This window comes from Neobacillus sp. B24 (assembly GCF_055381825.1).
In genome coordinates this window covers 5,394,337-5,409,350 of sequence record NZ_AP035777.1, presented here as the reverse complement: position 1 = coordinate 5,409,350, position 15,014 = coordinate 5,394,337, and the positions used below count along the sequence as shown (strand labels likewise).

General features: G+C 41.5%; 15 protein-coding genes. 14 read left to right on the top strand and 1 reads right to left on the bottom strand.

Going from position 1 to position 15,014, the window contains the following annotated elements:
- Window positions 1-574: 574 nt before the first annotated feature.
- The 11 genes from rpmH to ACZ43M_RS26540 all read left to right on the top strand — a co-directional run bounded on the left by rpmH (window position 575) and on the right by ACZ43M_RS26540 (window position 10,980).
- Window positions 575-709 carry a 50S ribosomal protein L34 gene (gene rpmH / locus ACZ43M_RS26590; RefSeq protein WP_066059809.1) on the top strand — a complete coding sequence of 45 codons (135 nt, stop codon included), beginning with the start codon at window positions 575-577 and terminating at the stop codon, window positions 707-709.
- A gap of 244 nt (window positions 710-953) precedes the next feature.
- The gene (gene rnpA, locus ACZ43M_RS26585) at window positions 954-1,301 is read left to right on the top strand and encodes a ribonuclease P protein component (protein ID WP_464505513.1); all 348 of its coding nucleotides are present in this window, start codon (window positions 954-956) and stop codon (window positions 1,299-1,301) included.
- Window positions 1,302-1,435: 134 nt separating this feature from the next.
- Complete coding sequence (spoIIIJ, locus tag ACZ43M_RS26580) at window positions 1,436-2,209, top strand: YidC family membrane integrase SpoIIIJ (protein ID WP_464505512.1); 774 nt, start codon at window positions 1,436-1,438, stop codon at window positions 2,207-2,209.
- Window positions 2,206-2,829 (top strand): RNA-binding cell elongation regulator Jag/EloR, encoded by a 624-nt coding sequence (jag, locus tag ACZ43M_RS26575; protein WP_464505511.1) that lies wholly within the window; start codon window positions 2,206-2,208, stop codon window positions 2,827-2,829. The genes spoIIIJ and jag overlap by 4 nt, the downstream gene beginning before the upstream one ends.
- 342 nt (window positions 2,830-3,171) lie before the next feature.
- Window positions 3,172-4,557: a tRNA uridine-5-carboxymethylaminomethyl(34) synthesis GTPase MnmE gene (gene mnmE, locus ACZ43M_RS26570; protein WP_464505510.1), complete on the top strand. Its 1,386-nt coding sequence runs from the start codon at window positions 3,172-3,174 to the stop codon at window positions 4,555-4,557.
- Window positions 4,558-4,641: 84 nt separating this feature from the next.
- Window positions 4,642-6,528 (top strand): tRNA uridine-5-carboxymethylaminomethyl(34) synthesis enzyme MnmG, encoded by a 1,887-nt coding sequence (gene mnmG, locus ACZ43M_RS26565; RefSeq protein WP_464505509.1) that lies wholly within the window; start codon window positions 4,642-4,644, stop codon window positions 6,526-6,528.
- A 43-nt stretch (window positions 6,529-6,571) separates the two neighbouring features.
- On the top strand, window positions 6,572-7,288 hold the full coding sequence (gene rsmG, locus ACZ43M_RS26560; RefSeq protein WP_464505508.1) for a 16S rRNA (guanine(527)-N(7))-methyltransferase RsmG: 717 nt from the start codon (window positions 6,572-6,574) through the stop codon (window positions 7,286-7,288).
- Window positions 7,289-7,425: 137 nt separating this feature from the next.
- Entirely contained in the window at window positions 7,426-8,289 is an 864-nt protein-coding gene (noc, locus tag ACZ43M_RS26555; protein WP_464505507.1) for a nucleoid occlusion protein, read from the top strand.
- 273 nt (window positions 8,290-8,562) lie between these two features.
- Window positions 8,563-9,324: a ParA family protein gene (locus tag ACZ43M_RS26550; RefSeq protein ID WP_464505506.1), complete on the top strand. Its 762-nt coding sequence runs from the start codon at window positions 8,563-8,565 to the stop codon at window positions 9,322-9,324.
- Entirely contained in the window at window positions 9,317-10,168 is an 852-nt protein-coding gene (locus ACZ43M_RS26545; protein WP_464505505.1) for a ParB/RepB/Spo0J family partition protein, read from the top strand. The genes ACZ43M_RS26550 and ACZ43M_RS26545 overlap by 8 nt, the downstream gene beginning before the upstream one ends.
- 98 nt (window positions 10,169-10,266) lie before the next feature.
- Window positions 10,267-10,980, top strand: a complete 714-nt coding sequence (locus ACZ43M_RS26540; RefSeq protein ID WP_464505504.1) for a DUF554 domain-containing protein — start codon at window positions 10,267-10,269, stop codon at window positions 10,978-10,980.
- A gap of 36 nt (window positions 10,981-11,016) precedes the next feature.
- Here the strand turns inward: ACZ43M_RS26540 and yyaC are convergent, their stop codons facing one another.
- On the bottom strand, window positions 11,017-11,631 hold the full coding sequence (gene yyaC / locus ACZ43M_RS26535) for a spore protease YyaC (protein ID WP_464505503.1): 615 nt from the start codon (window positions 11,629-11,631) through the stop codon (window positions 11,017-11,019).
- Window positions 11,632-11,794: 163 nt separating this feature from the next.
- Between yyaC and ACZ43M_RS26530 the strand changes: the two genes are divergently transcribed.
- From ACZ43M_RS26530 to ACZ43M_RS26520, 3 genes are all read left to right on the top strand, one after another.
- A complete protein-coding gene (locus ACZ43M_RS26530; protein WP_464505502.1) occupies window positions 11,795-12,682 on the top strand; it encodes a mechanosensitive ion channel family protein in 888 nt (295 codons plus the stop codon).
- Between the two features lie 13 nt (window positions 12,683-12,695).
- Window positions 12,696-12,893: a DUF951 domain-containing protein gene (locus ACZ43M_RS26525; RefSeq protein WP_464505501.1), complete on the top strand. Its 198-nt coding sequence runs from the start codon at window positions 12,696-12,698 to the stop codon at window positions 12,891-12,893.
- Between the two features lie 73 nt (window positions 12,894-12,966).
- On the top strand, window positions 12,967-14,970 hold the full coding sequence (locus tag ACZ43M_RS26520; RefSeq protein ID WP_464505500.1) for a molybdopterin-dependent oxidoreductase: 2,004 nt from the start codon (window positions 12,967-12,969) through the stop codon (window positions 14,968-14,970).
- The last annotated feature ends 44 nt before the right edge of the window (window positions 14,971-15,014 follow it).

The following is a 15,014-nucleotide window of genomic DNA, read 5'->3' as shown; positions in this document are numbered from 1 at the left end:
AATATTTTAGTGAAATAACGTTTAATCCATGGAATACATCCTATTAATTTATAATTATACGAAACGATGATTGTGGAAAACATATAATAAGGAAATAATGTGGAGTTTCGACAATATCCACCTCTTGTGGACAAGTTTTTACAGAACCGTTGAATAACCTGTCCACATGTTATCCACAATTTGTGGATAACACTAAATGAGGTTGAAGTTATTCAGGGTGAAAACACAACTATAATATCAAATAATAGCTAGGTATGCAATGGTTTTTCAAAGTTTATCCACACCCAATACAACCTGTGCACAATAATTGTCCACAGGTTGATAGTTTGTGAAAAAGCTGTCAATATCTTGTGTGGATAGTGAAAAATTTGTCGATTTTTTATCCACAAGCTATTTTGCTGCAGGAATTTCGTTTTTTTATTATTTTTAGGTATGAGGCAAAAGTAGACATTTCATTCTCGGGTGAATTTGGAAATACAGAGTGGTTGACAATATAAAGTAGACATCTTTATAATAAGTAAGACTGTCATTTTGATTTGAATTTAAGGGCTATCCTTTCAGGGAGGTGTCATATATGAAAAGAACATATCAACCAAATAAGCGTAAGCACAGCAAGGTTCACGGATTCCGCAGCCGTATGAGTTCAGCAAACGGACGTAAGGTTCTTGCTCGTCGCCGTCGTAAAGGAAGAAAAGTATTATCAGCATAGACCACTGAAACGTCTCAGTGGTCTTTTTTTCAATAACCATTTTAAAACGTACTGTTGATCGGGCTTTCTGTTGATTGGAGCGGAAGGCGCGATGACTCCAGTGGGAGTACGGGACAGGGGAGACTTTCACAGGCGCTTGCGCCGAGGACGCTCCCTGAACCGCCCACTAACCGCATGCGCCTGGAGCGTAAATCAACAGACTATTTTTCAGGGCCTTATCAATAAGGAGGAAAGCTCGAGTAAGATGAAAAAGGAGCTCCGAATTAAAAGGAACCAGGACTTTCAAACAGTTTTTCAAAAAGGGCGGTCGTTTGCCAATCGGCAATTTGTCGTTTACTGCCTCGAAAAAGAGGGACAAACTGACTTCCGGATTGGACTGTCTGTCAGCAAAAAGCTGGGCAACGCAGTAACGCGCAATAGAATAAAACGATACATAAGACAAGCCATATTTGAACTAAAAGATCAACTAGCCTATGGTAATGACTATGTGATCATCGCCAGGAAACCGGCTGCTGACATGGATTTTTTTGAGATAAAGAACAGCTTAATTCATGTGCTAAAGGTAGGAAAGGTTTTGAAGAAAAATCTTTAGGCAATAATTGTGATGTTTAGGTGGAATTTGTAGTGCAATAAAGACAAGTATCGTTTGGAAATGTTAAAATATTCTTTGAAAACGCTATAATGTTGAAATATACATAAAGATTTGTTGCAAGGAGGAAAAACTGGTTGAAAAAACGAATATTACTGTTATTCGGAATGCTTTTCGTATTCCTGCTGCTGACAGGCTGCAGTGAAGTCAATAAACCGATTAATACGGAAAGTACAGGATTTTGGAATGAATATATTGTTTATCCGTTATCGTGGCTGATTAAAGAAGCGGCACATTTGATGGGAGGTAACTTTGGTCTCTCAATTATTGTGGTTACCATCTTAATTCGTTTAGCGATTTTACCATTAATGATTAAGCAGACAAAGAGCTCAAAAGCAATGCAGGCACTGCAGCCAGAAATGAAAGCTTTGCGTGAAAAATACAGCTCAAAAGACCAAAAAACGCAGCAAAAGCTGCAGCAGGAAACAATGGCCTTATTCCAAAAGCACGGGGTAAACCCGATGGCCGGCTGTTTCCCGTTGATAGTCCAAATGCCGATTTTAATTGGTTTTTATCATGCGATTATGCGAACAAGGGAAATCGCCCAGGATAATTTCCTGTGGTTTGATTTAGGGGAAAAGGATCCTTACTATATTTTGCCGATTGTTGCCGGTATTACCACATTTATTCAGCAAAAAATTATGATGGCAGGCCAAGAGCATAATCCGCAAATGGCGATGATGCTATGGATGATGCCAATTATGATTGTTGTGTTTGCGATCAGCTTCCCGGCAGCACTTTCATTATACTGGGTAGTAGGGAATATTTTTATGATTGTACAAACATATTTCATTAAAGGACCGGATCTTAAGGCGACAGCCGCCGGTAAAGCGGGAGGAGCAAAAAAGTGAAACAGGTAACTGCTACAGGACAAACAGTCGAAGAAGCAGTAGAATCAGCTTTAGCTCAATTAAAGACAACAAAAGACCGCGCAGATGTAAACATTATTGACGAAGGCAAGAAAGGGATATTTGGTATTTTTGGTTCACGGCCGGCAGTGGTCAAGGTAACCATTATTATCGATCCAATTGAAGAGGCGAAGAAATTCTTGACTCAGGTTAGCATGCAAATGGGTGCCGAGGTTGAAGTTGAAGCCAAGCAAGATGGCAAGCAGGTTCATTTGGTTTTATCTGGTGAAAAAATTGCCTTATTAATTGGCAAGCGCGGCCAAACATTGAATTCGCTTCAATATTTGACACAGCTTGTAATTAATCGCCATTCCGAACAATATCTAAATGTGATTCTAGATGCCGAGGATTACCGGAACAGACGAAGTGAAACACTGATCCAGCTTGCGCAGCGCCTGGCTCAAAAGGCAATCAAGACTGGAAAAGATGTTGCGTTAGAACCGATGCCTTCCTATGAGCGCAAGGTGATTCATACCGCTTTAGCAGAAAACAAGCGGGTTAAAACCCTTTCCGATGGAACTGAACCCCATCGCCATGTGGTGATTTCACCAATAAGAAGATAATACGTAAGGAAAACACCCTGTCCAGTTTTGGATAGGGTGTTTTTAATTTGCGCTAAGAAGAATTGTCCTGACTTTTTTAAAAAAGTACTGTGAATAACTTTTTTGTAAGGAAAATGTGTTTTATTGTTATTCACATGTGGATAAGTTAAAATAATACAGTGATTATTTTCAAGTGTGGATAAATGGAAACTCGCCGATTGGATAATGAGATATAGTTGATTTTATGCTTGCGAAGCTTAAGCTAAGTAAAAGTCAGTTTAATGAAAGGCTGGCTTTTTTGTGATATTCTATTTTTTCTGAGCAAAACTGTAAGGATGAAGGTAAAGTAGTGAGGTGAAACAAGTGGAGTTTGATACAATTGCGGCAATCTCGACGCCGATGGGGGAAGGGGCAATTGCCATTGTCCGCTTAAGCGGGGACGAAGCAATCCCGATTGCAGACAAACTATTTAAAAGCATAAATAGAAAAAAACTTTCGGAAATGGGCAGCCATACTATTCACTATGGGCATCTGCAAAATCCGAAGGATGGCCAAGTAGTCGAAGAAGTAATGGTTTCAATTATGAAAGGGCCAAAGACGTTTACAAAAGAGGATGTAGTGGAAATAAATTGCCATGGTGGAATTGTTTCGGTTAACCGGGTGCTTCAGCTTGTCTTAAGTAATGGAGCAAGACTGGCTGAGCCGGGGGAATTTACAAAGCGAGCCTTTTTAAATGGCCGGATTGATTTATCTCAAGCAGAAGCGGTAATGGATTTAATCAGGGCAAAAACAGATCGTGCTATGAATGTGGCACTTGGTCAAATGGAAGGACGTTTGTCCAAGTTAATTAAGAGATTAAGACAGGAAGTATTGGAAATACTCGCCCATATCGAGGTGAATATTGATTATCCCGAATATGATGATGTTGAGGAAATGACCCATTCCATGCTGCTGCCAAAGGCCCATTTTGTCCGGGAGGAAATAACTAAGCTCCTGCATACATCGGAGCAAGGGAAGATCTTACGTGAGGGACTTTCCACTGTGATTATCGGCAGGCCAAATGTCGGTAAATCGTCATTACTTAACAGCCTTGTACAGGAGAACAAGGCAATTGTGACTGATATTCCCGGGACAACGCGCGATGTTATAGAAGAGTATGTAAATGTCCGCGGTGTACCGCTCAGGCTGTTGGATACAGCCGGCATCCGGGAAACGGAGGATATTGTCGAGCGGATCGGTGTGGAGCGCTCACGGCAAGTGTTAAAAGAAGCAGATTTGATTCTGCTAGTGCTAAATTATTCTGACCAATTGACAAAAGAGGATGAAAACCTGTTCCAAGCTGTAAAAGGAATGGACGTCATTGTCATTATTAATAAAACCGACCTGCCGCAGCAAATTGATTTGGAGCGGGTAAAGGAGCTGGCCAAGGATTATAAATTGGTAACGACGTCGCTGCTCGAGGACCGTGGTGTTGATGAGCTTGAGGAAGCAATTTCATCACTATTTTTTGCCGGCTCCATAGAAGCCAAGGACGTTACCTATGTCTCCAATAGCCGTCATATTGCTTTGTTAAATCAAAGCTTGCAAGCGATAGAGGATGCGATTAGTGCAGTAGAAATCAATACTCCAATTGATATGGTCCAAATTGATTTAACGCGTACGTGGGAACTGTTAGGTGAAATTATTGGCGACAGTGTCCACGAAAGTTTGATTGATCAGCTATTTTCACAATTTTGTTTGGGTAAATAGGCCGCACGGCACGATGCGTTGGCTGTTAAAATAAATTTAGAAGTAACGTTTCCGTTTGGGAAAAACGGAAAAGGAGGAACAAAGATGCAATACGAAGCAGGAAGTTACGACGTTATTGTCGTAGGTGCCGGTCATGCTGGATGTGAGGCTGGCCTTGCGGCGGCACGGTTGGGTGCAAAAACATTGATGATTACCATCAATTTAGATATGGTAGCGTTCATGCCATGCAACCCTTCCGTTGGTGGTCCGGCAAAGGGAATTGTTGTCCGGGAAATAGATGCTCTTGGCGGGGAAATGGCGAAAAATATTGATAAAACGCTGATCCAAATCAGGATGCTGAATACCGGGAAAGGTCCGGCTGTCCGGGCATTGAGAGCACAGGCAGATAAATTTGCCTATCAGCATGAAATGAAAAAAACACTTGAGGAAGAAACAAACCTAACATTGCTTCAAGGAATGGTTGAAGAATTAATTGTTGAAGATGGCATCTGCAAAGGTGTTATCACCAAAACAGGTGGTGTCTATCGTTCAAAAACGGTAGTGATCACAACTGGTACCTTTTTGCGCGGTGAAATTATTATTGGAGAATTGAAATATTCCAGTGGCCCAAATAATCAGCAGCCATCGATTAAACTTTCACAACACTTGGAGCAGCTTGGCTTTGAGCTAGTCCGCTTTAAAACCGGAACGCCTCCAAGGGTCAACAGCAATACAATTGATTACAGTAAAACGGAAATCCAGCCGGGCGATGAAGAGCCAAGGGCTTTTTCCTATGAAACAACAAAATATATAACCGACCAGCTGCCATGCTGGCTTACTTATACAAACGATCGAACCCATTCAATTATTGACCAGAACTTGCATCGCTCACCGATGTTTTCTGGGATGATTAAAGGAACCGGTCCACGATATTGCCCATCGATTGAAGACAAAGTTGTTCGTTTTAACGATAAACCGCGCCATCAAATTTTCCTCGAGCCAGAGGGAAGAAATACAAAAGAAGTATATGTCCAAGGTTTATCGACCAGCTTGCCGGAGGATGTGCAACAGCAAATTATTAAGACCGTACCAGGGTTAGAAAATGCACAAATGATGCGGGCAGGATATGCCATTGAGTATGATGCGATAGTCCCGACCCAGTTATGGCCGACGTTGGAAACAAAGGTTGTCAAAAATCTATATACTGCCGGTCAGATTAATGGAACATCCGGCTATGAAGAAGCAGCGGGCCAAGGACTAATGGCAGGAATCAATGCCGGGACAAATGCGCTTGGCCGTGAAGAGGTTGTGCTAAGCCGTTCCGATGCCTATATTGGTGTGTTAATCGATGACTTGATTACAAAGGGGACAAACGAACCTTACCGCCTGTTGACTTCACGTGCAGAATACCGCTTGTTACTAAGACATGATAATGCCGATTTACGGTTAACAGAAATTGGTCATCAACTCGGTTTAATTAAACAGGAGCGCTATCAGGCATTTTTAGCGAAAAAGGCGGCAATTGAGACAGAAATTGAGCGATTGAAGTCAATTATTTTAAAACCATCCTCCCAGGTGCAAGAATTAATTAGCAGCATCGGCGGCAGTGCTTTAAAAGACGGCATCCGCGCATCGGATTTGTTAAAGCGCCCTGAGATGTCATATGGACTGTTAGAAACCCTCACTAAACCGGAAGTACAGTTGGATGATGATGTGAAGGAACAAGTAGAGATTCAAATTAAATACGAGGGTTATATTGATAAGTCGCTGCAGCAGGTTGAGCGATTAAGAAAAATGGAAGACAAAAAGATACCGGAAAATATTGATTATGACGCAATTTCAGGTCTTGCAACAGAAGCCAAACAAAAGCTGAAGAAAATTAGACCGCTGACATTGGCCCAGGCATCAAGAATATCCGGTGTTAATCCTGCTGACATTTCCATTTTGCTCGTTTATTTGGAGCAAGGGAAAATTGCCAGGGTTTCGAATTAGAAAAGCGGCGGCTAGACATGACTAAGTTAGTGAGGAAAAATCTATGAATGTTGAACAATTTGCAGCAAACCTTCAGGAAAAAGGCATTTCTCTATCGAGTACCCAGTTAGATCAATTTGAAAAATACTATGAGACGCTTGTTGAATGGAATGAAAAAATCAATTTAACGGCTATCACGGAAAAAGGCGACGTGTATCTAAAGCATTTTTACGATTCAATTGCAGCGGCATTTTATTATGATTTTACCAAGCCCTTTCATCTTTGTGATGTTGGGGCTGGTGCCGGGTTTCCGAGTATTCCGTTAAAAATCATTTTTCCGCAAATCCAATTGACGATCGTCGATTCACTTAATAAACGGATATCCTTTTTAAATCACTTATCCAACATTCTTAATTTGGAAAATGTCCAATTTGTCCATGATCGTGCTGAAACTTTTGGAGTCAATCCAAAGTATAGGGAACAATTCGATGTGGTTACCGCCAGAGCGGTGGCAAGAATGTCTGTTTTAAGCGAACTATGCCTGCCGCTTGTTAGGGTAGGGGGGCATTTTATTGCCCTAAAGGCAATCAATGCGGAGGAAGAATTAAAAGCTGGCCAAAAAGCCATTGCTGCACTTGGCGGGAAACTCGAAAATCAGTTTACCTTTACATTGCCGATTGAACAATTCGAACGGACGATCATTGTCGTCAAAAAGGAAAAGCAAACACCAAAGAAATACCCGCGAAAGCCCGGTACTCCTGGGAAAACACCGATTGAGTAAAACTCGTTAATTGGCATTCTGTCAGCCTTTCCTGTCAGGGGGGCTAACATTTTTATAGTAAAAATGTTATTCTAGGCAGGAGGATTACAGTTGCATAGCGAATTAGTAAAAGGGATTTCATGAAGGTGGTGTTGGGGATGAAGAACTCGTTTTCACGCTTTTTTGGTTTTGGAGAAAAGGGAGAACAAACAATGGAGCTTGATGAAGACCTAAACATAGAACGAAACGAAGAAATAAAAAAAATACCGATTAATCAAATTATTCCTAACCGGTTTCAGCCACGGACTGTTTTTGATGAAGATAAAATTGAAGAATTATCAAGAACAATTCACATACATGGGATTATTCAGCCGATTGTCGTAAGAGAATTTGCTGCTGATAAATATGAAATTATCGCCGGGGAACGCCGCTGGCGAGCGATGAAAAAACTCGGTTGGACTGAAGTGCCGGCCATCGTCAAAAATATGAACGATACCGAAACGGCCTCTGTTGCGCTGATTGAGAATTTACAGCGTGAAGAATTGTCCCCGATTGAAGAAGCAATTGCCTATGGGAAATTGCTTGAACTTCACAACTTAACCCAAGAAGCATTAGCCCAGCGTCTCGGAAAGGGGCAGTCAACAGTTGCCAACAAACTGCGACTGTTGAAATTGCCGCAGCCTGTTCAGGAAGCGCTGTTAAATAAAGTGATTACCGAGCGCCATGCACGCGCGTTAATTCCGCTAAAGAATCCGGAAAAACAAGTAGAATTACTGGCGGAGGTTATTGAGAAAAATTTTAACGTCAAGCAAACGGAAGACCGTGTCACCAAAATTCTTGAACAAAAAAATGCCAAGCCAAAACCAAAGCGAAAAGCCTTTAGTAAAGATATGCGAATTGCCGTCAATACAATTCGGCAATCACTTTCCATGGTTTCTGATAGCGGCATAAATCTGGACTCTGATGAGGAAGAATTTGAGGATTACTATCAATTTACCATTCGGATACCGAAGAAAAAATAATAGGCACCTATAACGATGAACCAGACAACTATTATGTTTGGTTCTTATTTTTTGAACAAATGATGGCATGCCCCTCGTAAAACCAATATAAACCATTTTAGTTGTTGGAATATTTTTTGAAAATAAATAACATCCGTCCTATTTCATGATAAAATAGAGGAATGAAATTTTACTTTACCTTCCTTTTGACGGATAATAACCCCATAAGGACTTCTGGTAAATTAGTAGAATCACAGAATCATACTTTTAAAGAAAAAAAGGGTAGGTGGCATCGTGGGTAAAATCCTTGCAATCGCGAACCAAAAAGGCGGAGTTGGGAAAACCACTACCTCTGTCAACCTGGGCGCCTGCTTAGCACATATAGGAAAGCGTGTCTTGTTAGTCGACATTGACCCGCAAGGAAATGCAACAAGCGGGATTGGAATTGAAAAGGCAGAAGTAGATCAGTGTATATATGATGTTTTAGTCGATGATGTCGAAGCGAAAGATGTAATTAAGCCATCAGCAGTCGAGAATCTATATGCTATTCCGGCAACGATTCAGCTGGCGGGTGCAGAAATTGAACTTGTTCCGACCATCTCAAGAGAGGTTCGCCTGAAGCGGGCACTTGAAGAAGTGAAGGATCAATTTGATTATGTTATCATCGATTGTCCTCCATCTTTAGGGCTTTTGACCATCAATGCATTAACTGCTTCCGATGCGGTCTTAATTCCAGTACAGTGTGAGTATTATGCACTGGAAGGCTTAAGCCAACTGCTAAATACGGTTCGGCTTGTACAAAAGCATTTAAACTCAGATTTAAAAATCGAAGGTGTGCTATTAACGATGCTGGATGCGAGAACTAATCTCGGTATTCAGGTTATTGAGGAAGTCAAAAAGTACTTTCAGGATAAAGTCTATAAAACCATCATTCCAAGAAATGTGCGTCTAAGTGAGGCTCCAAGCCACGGCGAACCAATCATTACCTATGATTCGAGATCCCGTGGTGCAGAAGTATATTTAGAATTGGCAAAGGAAGTGGTCGCAAATGGCTAAAGGCTTGGGAAAAGGGCTGAATGCATTTTTTAATATGGAGGCCGAAAAGGAAGAGGCGGTCCAGGAAATTAAATTGAATGAATTGCGTCCTAATCCGTACCAGCCTCGCAAACACTTTCAACAAGAAGCGATTGAGGAATTAAAAGCTTCCATTTTAGAGCATGGTATTCTCCAGCCTATTATTGTCAGAAAAAGCATTAAGGGTTATGAGATTGTCGTCGGTGAGCGGCGATATCGCGCTGCGAAGGAAGCAAAGCTTGAAACCGTCCCTTGTGTTGTCCGTGAGTTATCCGAGCAGCAAATGATGGAATTGGCCGTGCTCGAAAACCTGCAGCGTGAGGATTTAAACCCAATTGAAGAGGCAATTGCTTATCAAACATTAATGGACAAGCTAAAGCTGACTCAGGAAGAAGTCGCCAAGCGCTTAGGAAAAAGCAGGCCGCATATCGCGAACCATATCCGCCTCCTCTCCCTTCCTCCGAAAATACAAGAATTAATTTCAGATGGAAACATTACGATGGGACATGGCCGTGCTTTATTAGGGTTACGACAAAAGGCTAAGCTTCCAGCGGTAGTAGAGAAGGTGATGCAGGAGTCACTGAACGTCCGTCAATTGGAAAAATGGATTCAGCAAATCAATGAAAATGTTCCACGTGAAACAAAAAAGCCGGAACAGAAAAAGGATGTCTTTCTCATCGAACGGGAACATTCCTTACGGGAACGGTTTGGTACATCCGTCCATATTAAAAAGAACAAACATAAAGGTAAAATTGAAATTGAATTTTTTACTGAAGAAGACCTAGAACGGATTTTGGAGTTATTGGGTCAAAGTGAAGAGCTATAAACCATCGTGAAGGATGGTTTTTTTTCTTTTCATCCATATCAAAAAATGATAGGTTTATACTATTATCATTTCGTAAAGCGAAAAAAGGGGAAACGGAAATGTTTTTATTAGGAACACTAGTGAATGGGTTATTAATTGTCATTGGTACTTTGTTAGGAAGGCTGTTAAACCGAATCCCGGAAGATATGAAGGATACGGTCATGAAAGCCATTGGTTTGGCTGTCATGGTGTTAGGGCTGCAAATGGGCTTAAAAAGCGAAAATTTCCTTATCGTTATCATTAGTCTTGTGGCAGGGGCTGTTTTGGGTGAACTGCTTAGGCTGGAAGATAAATTAAATGATCTAGGGAAATGGCTGGAAACCAAGATTGGTACCAATGGTAAAGGAAGTATATCGGAAGGGTTTGTAACCGCTACGTTAATTTTCGTCATCGGTGCGATGGCGATTATTGGGGCGCTGGACAGCGGAATTCGCGGGGATCATGATGTCCTGTATACCAAATCGCTTCTTGATGGTTTTACATCCCTGATTCTAACCACTACACTTGGGATCGGTGTTATGTTCTCGGCTATTCCAGTCGTGCTTTATCAAGGATTAATTGCCTTATTTGCCACCCAGATTGATCGATTTGTGCCAGAGGCATTAATGAATCAGTTTATTGTTGAAATGACAGCAACTGGTGGAATCATGATATTTGCCATTGGACTCAATATGACAGGCCTGACAAAAATCAAAGTAGGCAACCTCCTCCCTGGCATCGTCGTGGTCGGCATTATTGTGAGCCTCCTATATACATATCATCTGTATTATTAAAAAAGAGCGTCGCTGAATGGAAGCGATGCTCTTTTATTAGTTGGTCTTTTCTTCCTCTATCCACTCTAGTTCCGTCCAACTATGTCTTGGATACTGCAAACTTGCTTGATATATTCCATTGGCAATGGTCTTTGCCATTTTCATGACCAAATTTAATCGAGTGTTCTGTAAAACGAAGAATTCCATAAACCCGCTGACATTGACGATACCAGTTATATGGATGTCTCCTACGGATGGCAGCTCTTTATTTACCCCGGCTCCAGGCTTGACCGGCCCATGCCCCAGCTGGATCACACCAACATTTTTGATGCGGCCAAGGCAGGCATCGATACCGATTAAATAGGGATCCCTATGTTTAACTATTATCTCTTTCAGTCGGTCCTCCAGGTTTACGGCATGAATGGGCTGATCCAATGTCCCGTAAACATAAAAAGGGGCTGGATCCTTTTCTTCCAACAGTGTACCTACAAGCGGGCCTAATGAATCACCAGTTGATCGGTCGGTGCCAATGCAGACAAAACAAATTGCCCGTGTTGTTACTGATGGAATAGTTGCTAGCAATTCTTCAGCCAATGTTTCAGCAGCTTGATGCTCGTCATGCATGATCTGCGTTTTGGCTAACCGATTGAACAGTTTTGCCTTCAGATTCATTAAGTCCACTCCCTCAAGTGAATAATACGCTTTAACAGTATACGGAAAATTCAGGAAATCTATACGTGGAGTAAGGGAGAAAAAAGAAAAAATCACTTTGCTATTATCTATATAAAAAAATTGTTAAAATAAATGTGGATGCAAGAGAAAGAAGGTGCTTAGATTGGATCTTAATGATAAGACTCTTACTCAAAAGGGTATTCAAAAATTAATTGATAAATTCCAAAATGAAGATACTTGGATAAGCCTTGGCGAAGGTATTCTAAAAATTATCCTGATCTTACTTGTAGCCAATATTTTAATTAGGATTGGCAAAGCCGCGATTCATAACATTTTTAAAATAAGAAATCTCTCGCCGATAAGAACGAATGCCAGAAGAGAGGAAACATTATCGAAGCTTCTTGATAATATACTTTCGTATGTCGTGTACTTTATTGCTTTTATGACAATCCTGTCAGTCTTTAATATTGATGTGAAGGCTTTGCTAGCCGGGGCTGGAATTGTTGGCCTGGCAGTAGGTTTTGGAGCACAAAGTTTGGTGAAAGATGTTATTACCGGATTCTTTATTATTTTTGAGGACCAATTTTCCGTTGGTGACCATGTGCGCATTGGACAGTTTGAGGGTGATGTTGAAGCCATTGGTTTACGTACGACAAAGATAAAAAACTGGACAGGCGAAGTACATGTCATTCCAAATGGCAGCATCATCGAGGTAACCAATTTTTCAATTAACAATAGTGTTGCGGTTGTCGACATCAGCATTGCTTATGAAGAGAATATTGATGAAGCCCAAAAGGTGATTGAAGAACTTCTTGATACATTGCCTGGTCGTTATGAAGAACTAGTCAAACGCCCTGATTTGTTGGGAATTCAAAATTTTGGACCGCACGAGGTCGTTTTGCGAATTGTCGCCGAAACGGCACCGATGAAACATTTTGGTGTGGCCCGTAAAATTCGCAGCGATGTTAAGCATCAATTAGACAAGCATGGAATTGAAATCCCGTATCCAAGGCTTGTTATGTTTTCAAAAGAACCTGGAAAAGGTGTTTAGGGGGAGATGTGTCATGGAGGAAAAGGAATTTGGGCTAAATGATGTTGTCGAAATGAAGAAACAGCATCCATGCGGCACGAATCGCTGGAAAGTTATTCGTATGGGCATGGATATACGAATTAAATGTGAAGGCTGTGGACATAGTGTCATGATTCCGCGCAAGGAGTTTGGGCGAAAAATGAAGAAAATACTTGTGAAGCATGAAGGGTAATATTTTCATGCTTCTTTTTTAATCTTAGAGTATTATTAAAAGATAGAAGAAATAATTTGTTGGGGGTGGAGATATGGCGACTGTTGTAAAAGCAGCTTGTCCGTTAAATTGCTGGGATAGCTGTGGGTTTAACGTAACTATTGATCATGGCAAAGTAATAAAAGTCGAGGGCGACCCTGACCACCCCATCACAAAGGGGAAAATTTGCGGGCGGGGCCGAATGTTGGAAACAAGAACAAACTCATCGCAGCGGCTCCTGCACCCGTTAAAAAAAATAGACGGCCAATTCCAACAAATTTCCTGGGAACAGGCGCTTAATGAGATTGCTGATAAACTATTAGAAATTAAGCAAAAGTACGGTACTACTGCAGTGCTGCACAGTCATGATTATGCGAATAACGGTATTTTAAAAAATCTCGATCAGCGTTTCTTTAATTTATATGGCGGGGTAACGGAACTTTACGGTTCACTATGCTGGGGAGCGGGTATTGAAGCGCAAAAGTGGGATTTCGGCAATGCCTGGAGCCATGAACCTAACGATGTTTATAATAGTAAAAATATTATCATTTGGGGCAGAAATGTCGCACGCACGAACATGCATTTTTATGAAAAGCTGGTAGAGGCAAAAAAGCGTGGCGCTAAGCTGATTGTGATTGACCCGCTTTATAACGCGACAGCCAAAATTGCTGATCAACATATCACAATTAAGCCGGGAATGGACGGTATCCTTGCTGCCGGAATTATGAAGGAAATGCTGCGGTTAGGCTTGGAGGACCGGGAATTTATTGAACAGTTCACTTACGGGTTTAATGACCTTATGGAAACACTAAATGAAATATCACTCGATAAGGTTAGTAAAATGACCGAAGTGCCTGTCGAGGCGATAAAGCAGTTAGCGTATATATATGGTGAGAAACCAACTGCAACCTATATGGGATTGGGCTTGCAGCGCTATCGGAATGGCGGAAATACGATTCGACTAATAGATGCTCTTGTTGCGGTAAGCGGAAATATTGGAATTCCTGGAGGCGGGGCTAACTATGCCAATTTGCAGGTTGGACAAAGCTTTGCCTTTGATGAATTGACCTTGCCAAATCGAAGGCAAAATCACCGGTTGTTTTCAATTATGAAGCAAGCCGAGGGAATATTGGCGGCAATGGATCCGGAAATCAAAATGATCATTGTCACCTGTGGTAACCCGCTTACTCAGGTTCCAGATTCCAATATTGTAAAAAAGGCATTTTCATCAGTAGACACTCTAGTGGTGATTGATCAATTTATGACTGATACCGCTATGCTGGCCGATTATATACTGCCTGCTGCAACAGTATTTGAGGAAGAGGATTTTTACTATTCCTCGATGTACCATCATTATATCAATTACGGGCCAAAGCTGGTTGATGCCCCTGGTGAGGCAAAATCCGATTTGGCGATTTGGAGCGAGCTGGCAGATCGGCTAGGCTTTGGATTAGACTTTAATTTCTCTCGGGATGAATGGCTGGAAATGACGTTAAAGCCATTGCAAGAGCATGGACTGACACTTGAAAAATTAAAACAGGAGCATAGGTTGGAACTGCCTGTTGCTAAAATTCCGTGGCAGGATCGGAAGTTTATGACACCTACAGGAAAGTTTGAATTTACCTCGATGCTAGGTCAGCAGAAAGGGGATTCAGGCATGCTCACTTTGGCGGTCCCGGATGAATCAAAGTGGTCCAATCCAACTCTGGCTGATGAGTTTCCATACAGCCTGCTGACAATCCACCCAATGCGGTCTAATCATTCACAAAACTATCATCTGTTAAAAGGTGACGTGAAGATAAAGGTAGAAATTGCCCAAAACATTGCAGATGACCTCGGGCTTGCTACGGGTGATTATGTACGCGTATGGAACAATCGCGGAAATGTGAAAGGATATATTTCCATATTGCCTGCTGCACATCCAAACACCATCAATATTGATGAAGGGATTTGGAAGCAGTTTGGCGGCCCGGTCAATACCCTGACCTCAAGCAATGAGTCAGATAACGGACTTGGAAGCACATTATATGACTGTCTCGTTAATCTTGAAAAACTTTAGAAAAGAGAAAAAAGGGCTTTCCATTATAATGGAAAGTCCTTTTA

What these genes read in the sequence shown, in the direction of transcription:
- rpmH (WP_066059809.1), top strand. Translation starts at nt 575, where the DNA reads ATGAAAAGAACATATCAACCAAATAAGCGTAAGCACAGCAAGGTTCAC.
- rnpA (WP_464505513.1), top strand. Translation starts at nt 954, where the DNA reads ATGAAAAAGGAGCTCCGAATTAAAAGGAACCAGGACTTTCAAACAGTT.
- mnmG (WP_464505509.1), top strand. Translation starts at nt 4,642, where the DNA reads ATGCAATACGAAGCAGGAAGTTACGACGTTATTGTCGTAGGTGCCGGT.
- rsmG (WP_464505508.1), top strand. Translation starts at nt 6,572, where the DNA reads ATGAATGTTGAACAATTTGCAGCAAACCTTCAGGAAAAAGGCATTTCT.
- noc (WP_464505507.1), top strand. Translation starts at nt 7,426, where the DNA reads ATGAAGAACTCGTTTTCACGCTTTTTTGGTTTTGGAGAAAAGGGAGAA.
- ACZ43M_RS26545 (WP_464505505.1), top strand. Translation starts at nt 9,317, where the DNA reads ATGGCTAAAGGCTTGGGAAAAGGGCTGAATGCATTTTTTAATATGGAG.
- ACZ43M_RS26540 (WP_464505504.1), top strand. Translation starts at nt 10,267, where the DNA reads ATGTTTTTATTAGGAACACTAGTGAATGGGTTATTAATTGTCATTGGT.
- yyaC (WP_464505503.1), bottom strand. Translation starts at nt 11,631, where the DNA reads ATGAATCTGAAGGCAAAACTGTTCAATCGGTTAGCCAAAACGCAGATC.
- ACZ43M_RS26525 (WP_464505501.1), top strand. Translation starts at nt 12,696, where the DNA reads ATGGAGGAAAAGGAATTTGGGCTAAATGATGTTGTCGAAATGAAGAAA.
- ACZ43M_RS26520 (WP_464505500.1), top strand. Translation starts at nt 12,967, where the DNA reads ATGGCGACTGTTGTAAAAGCAGCTTGTCCGTTAAATTGCTGGGATAGC.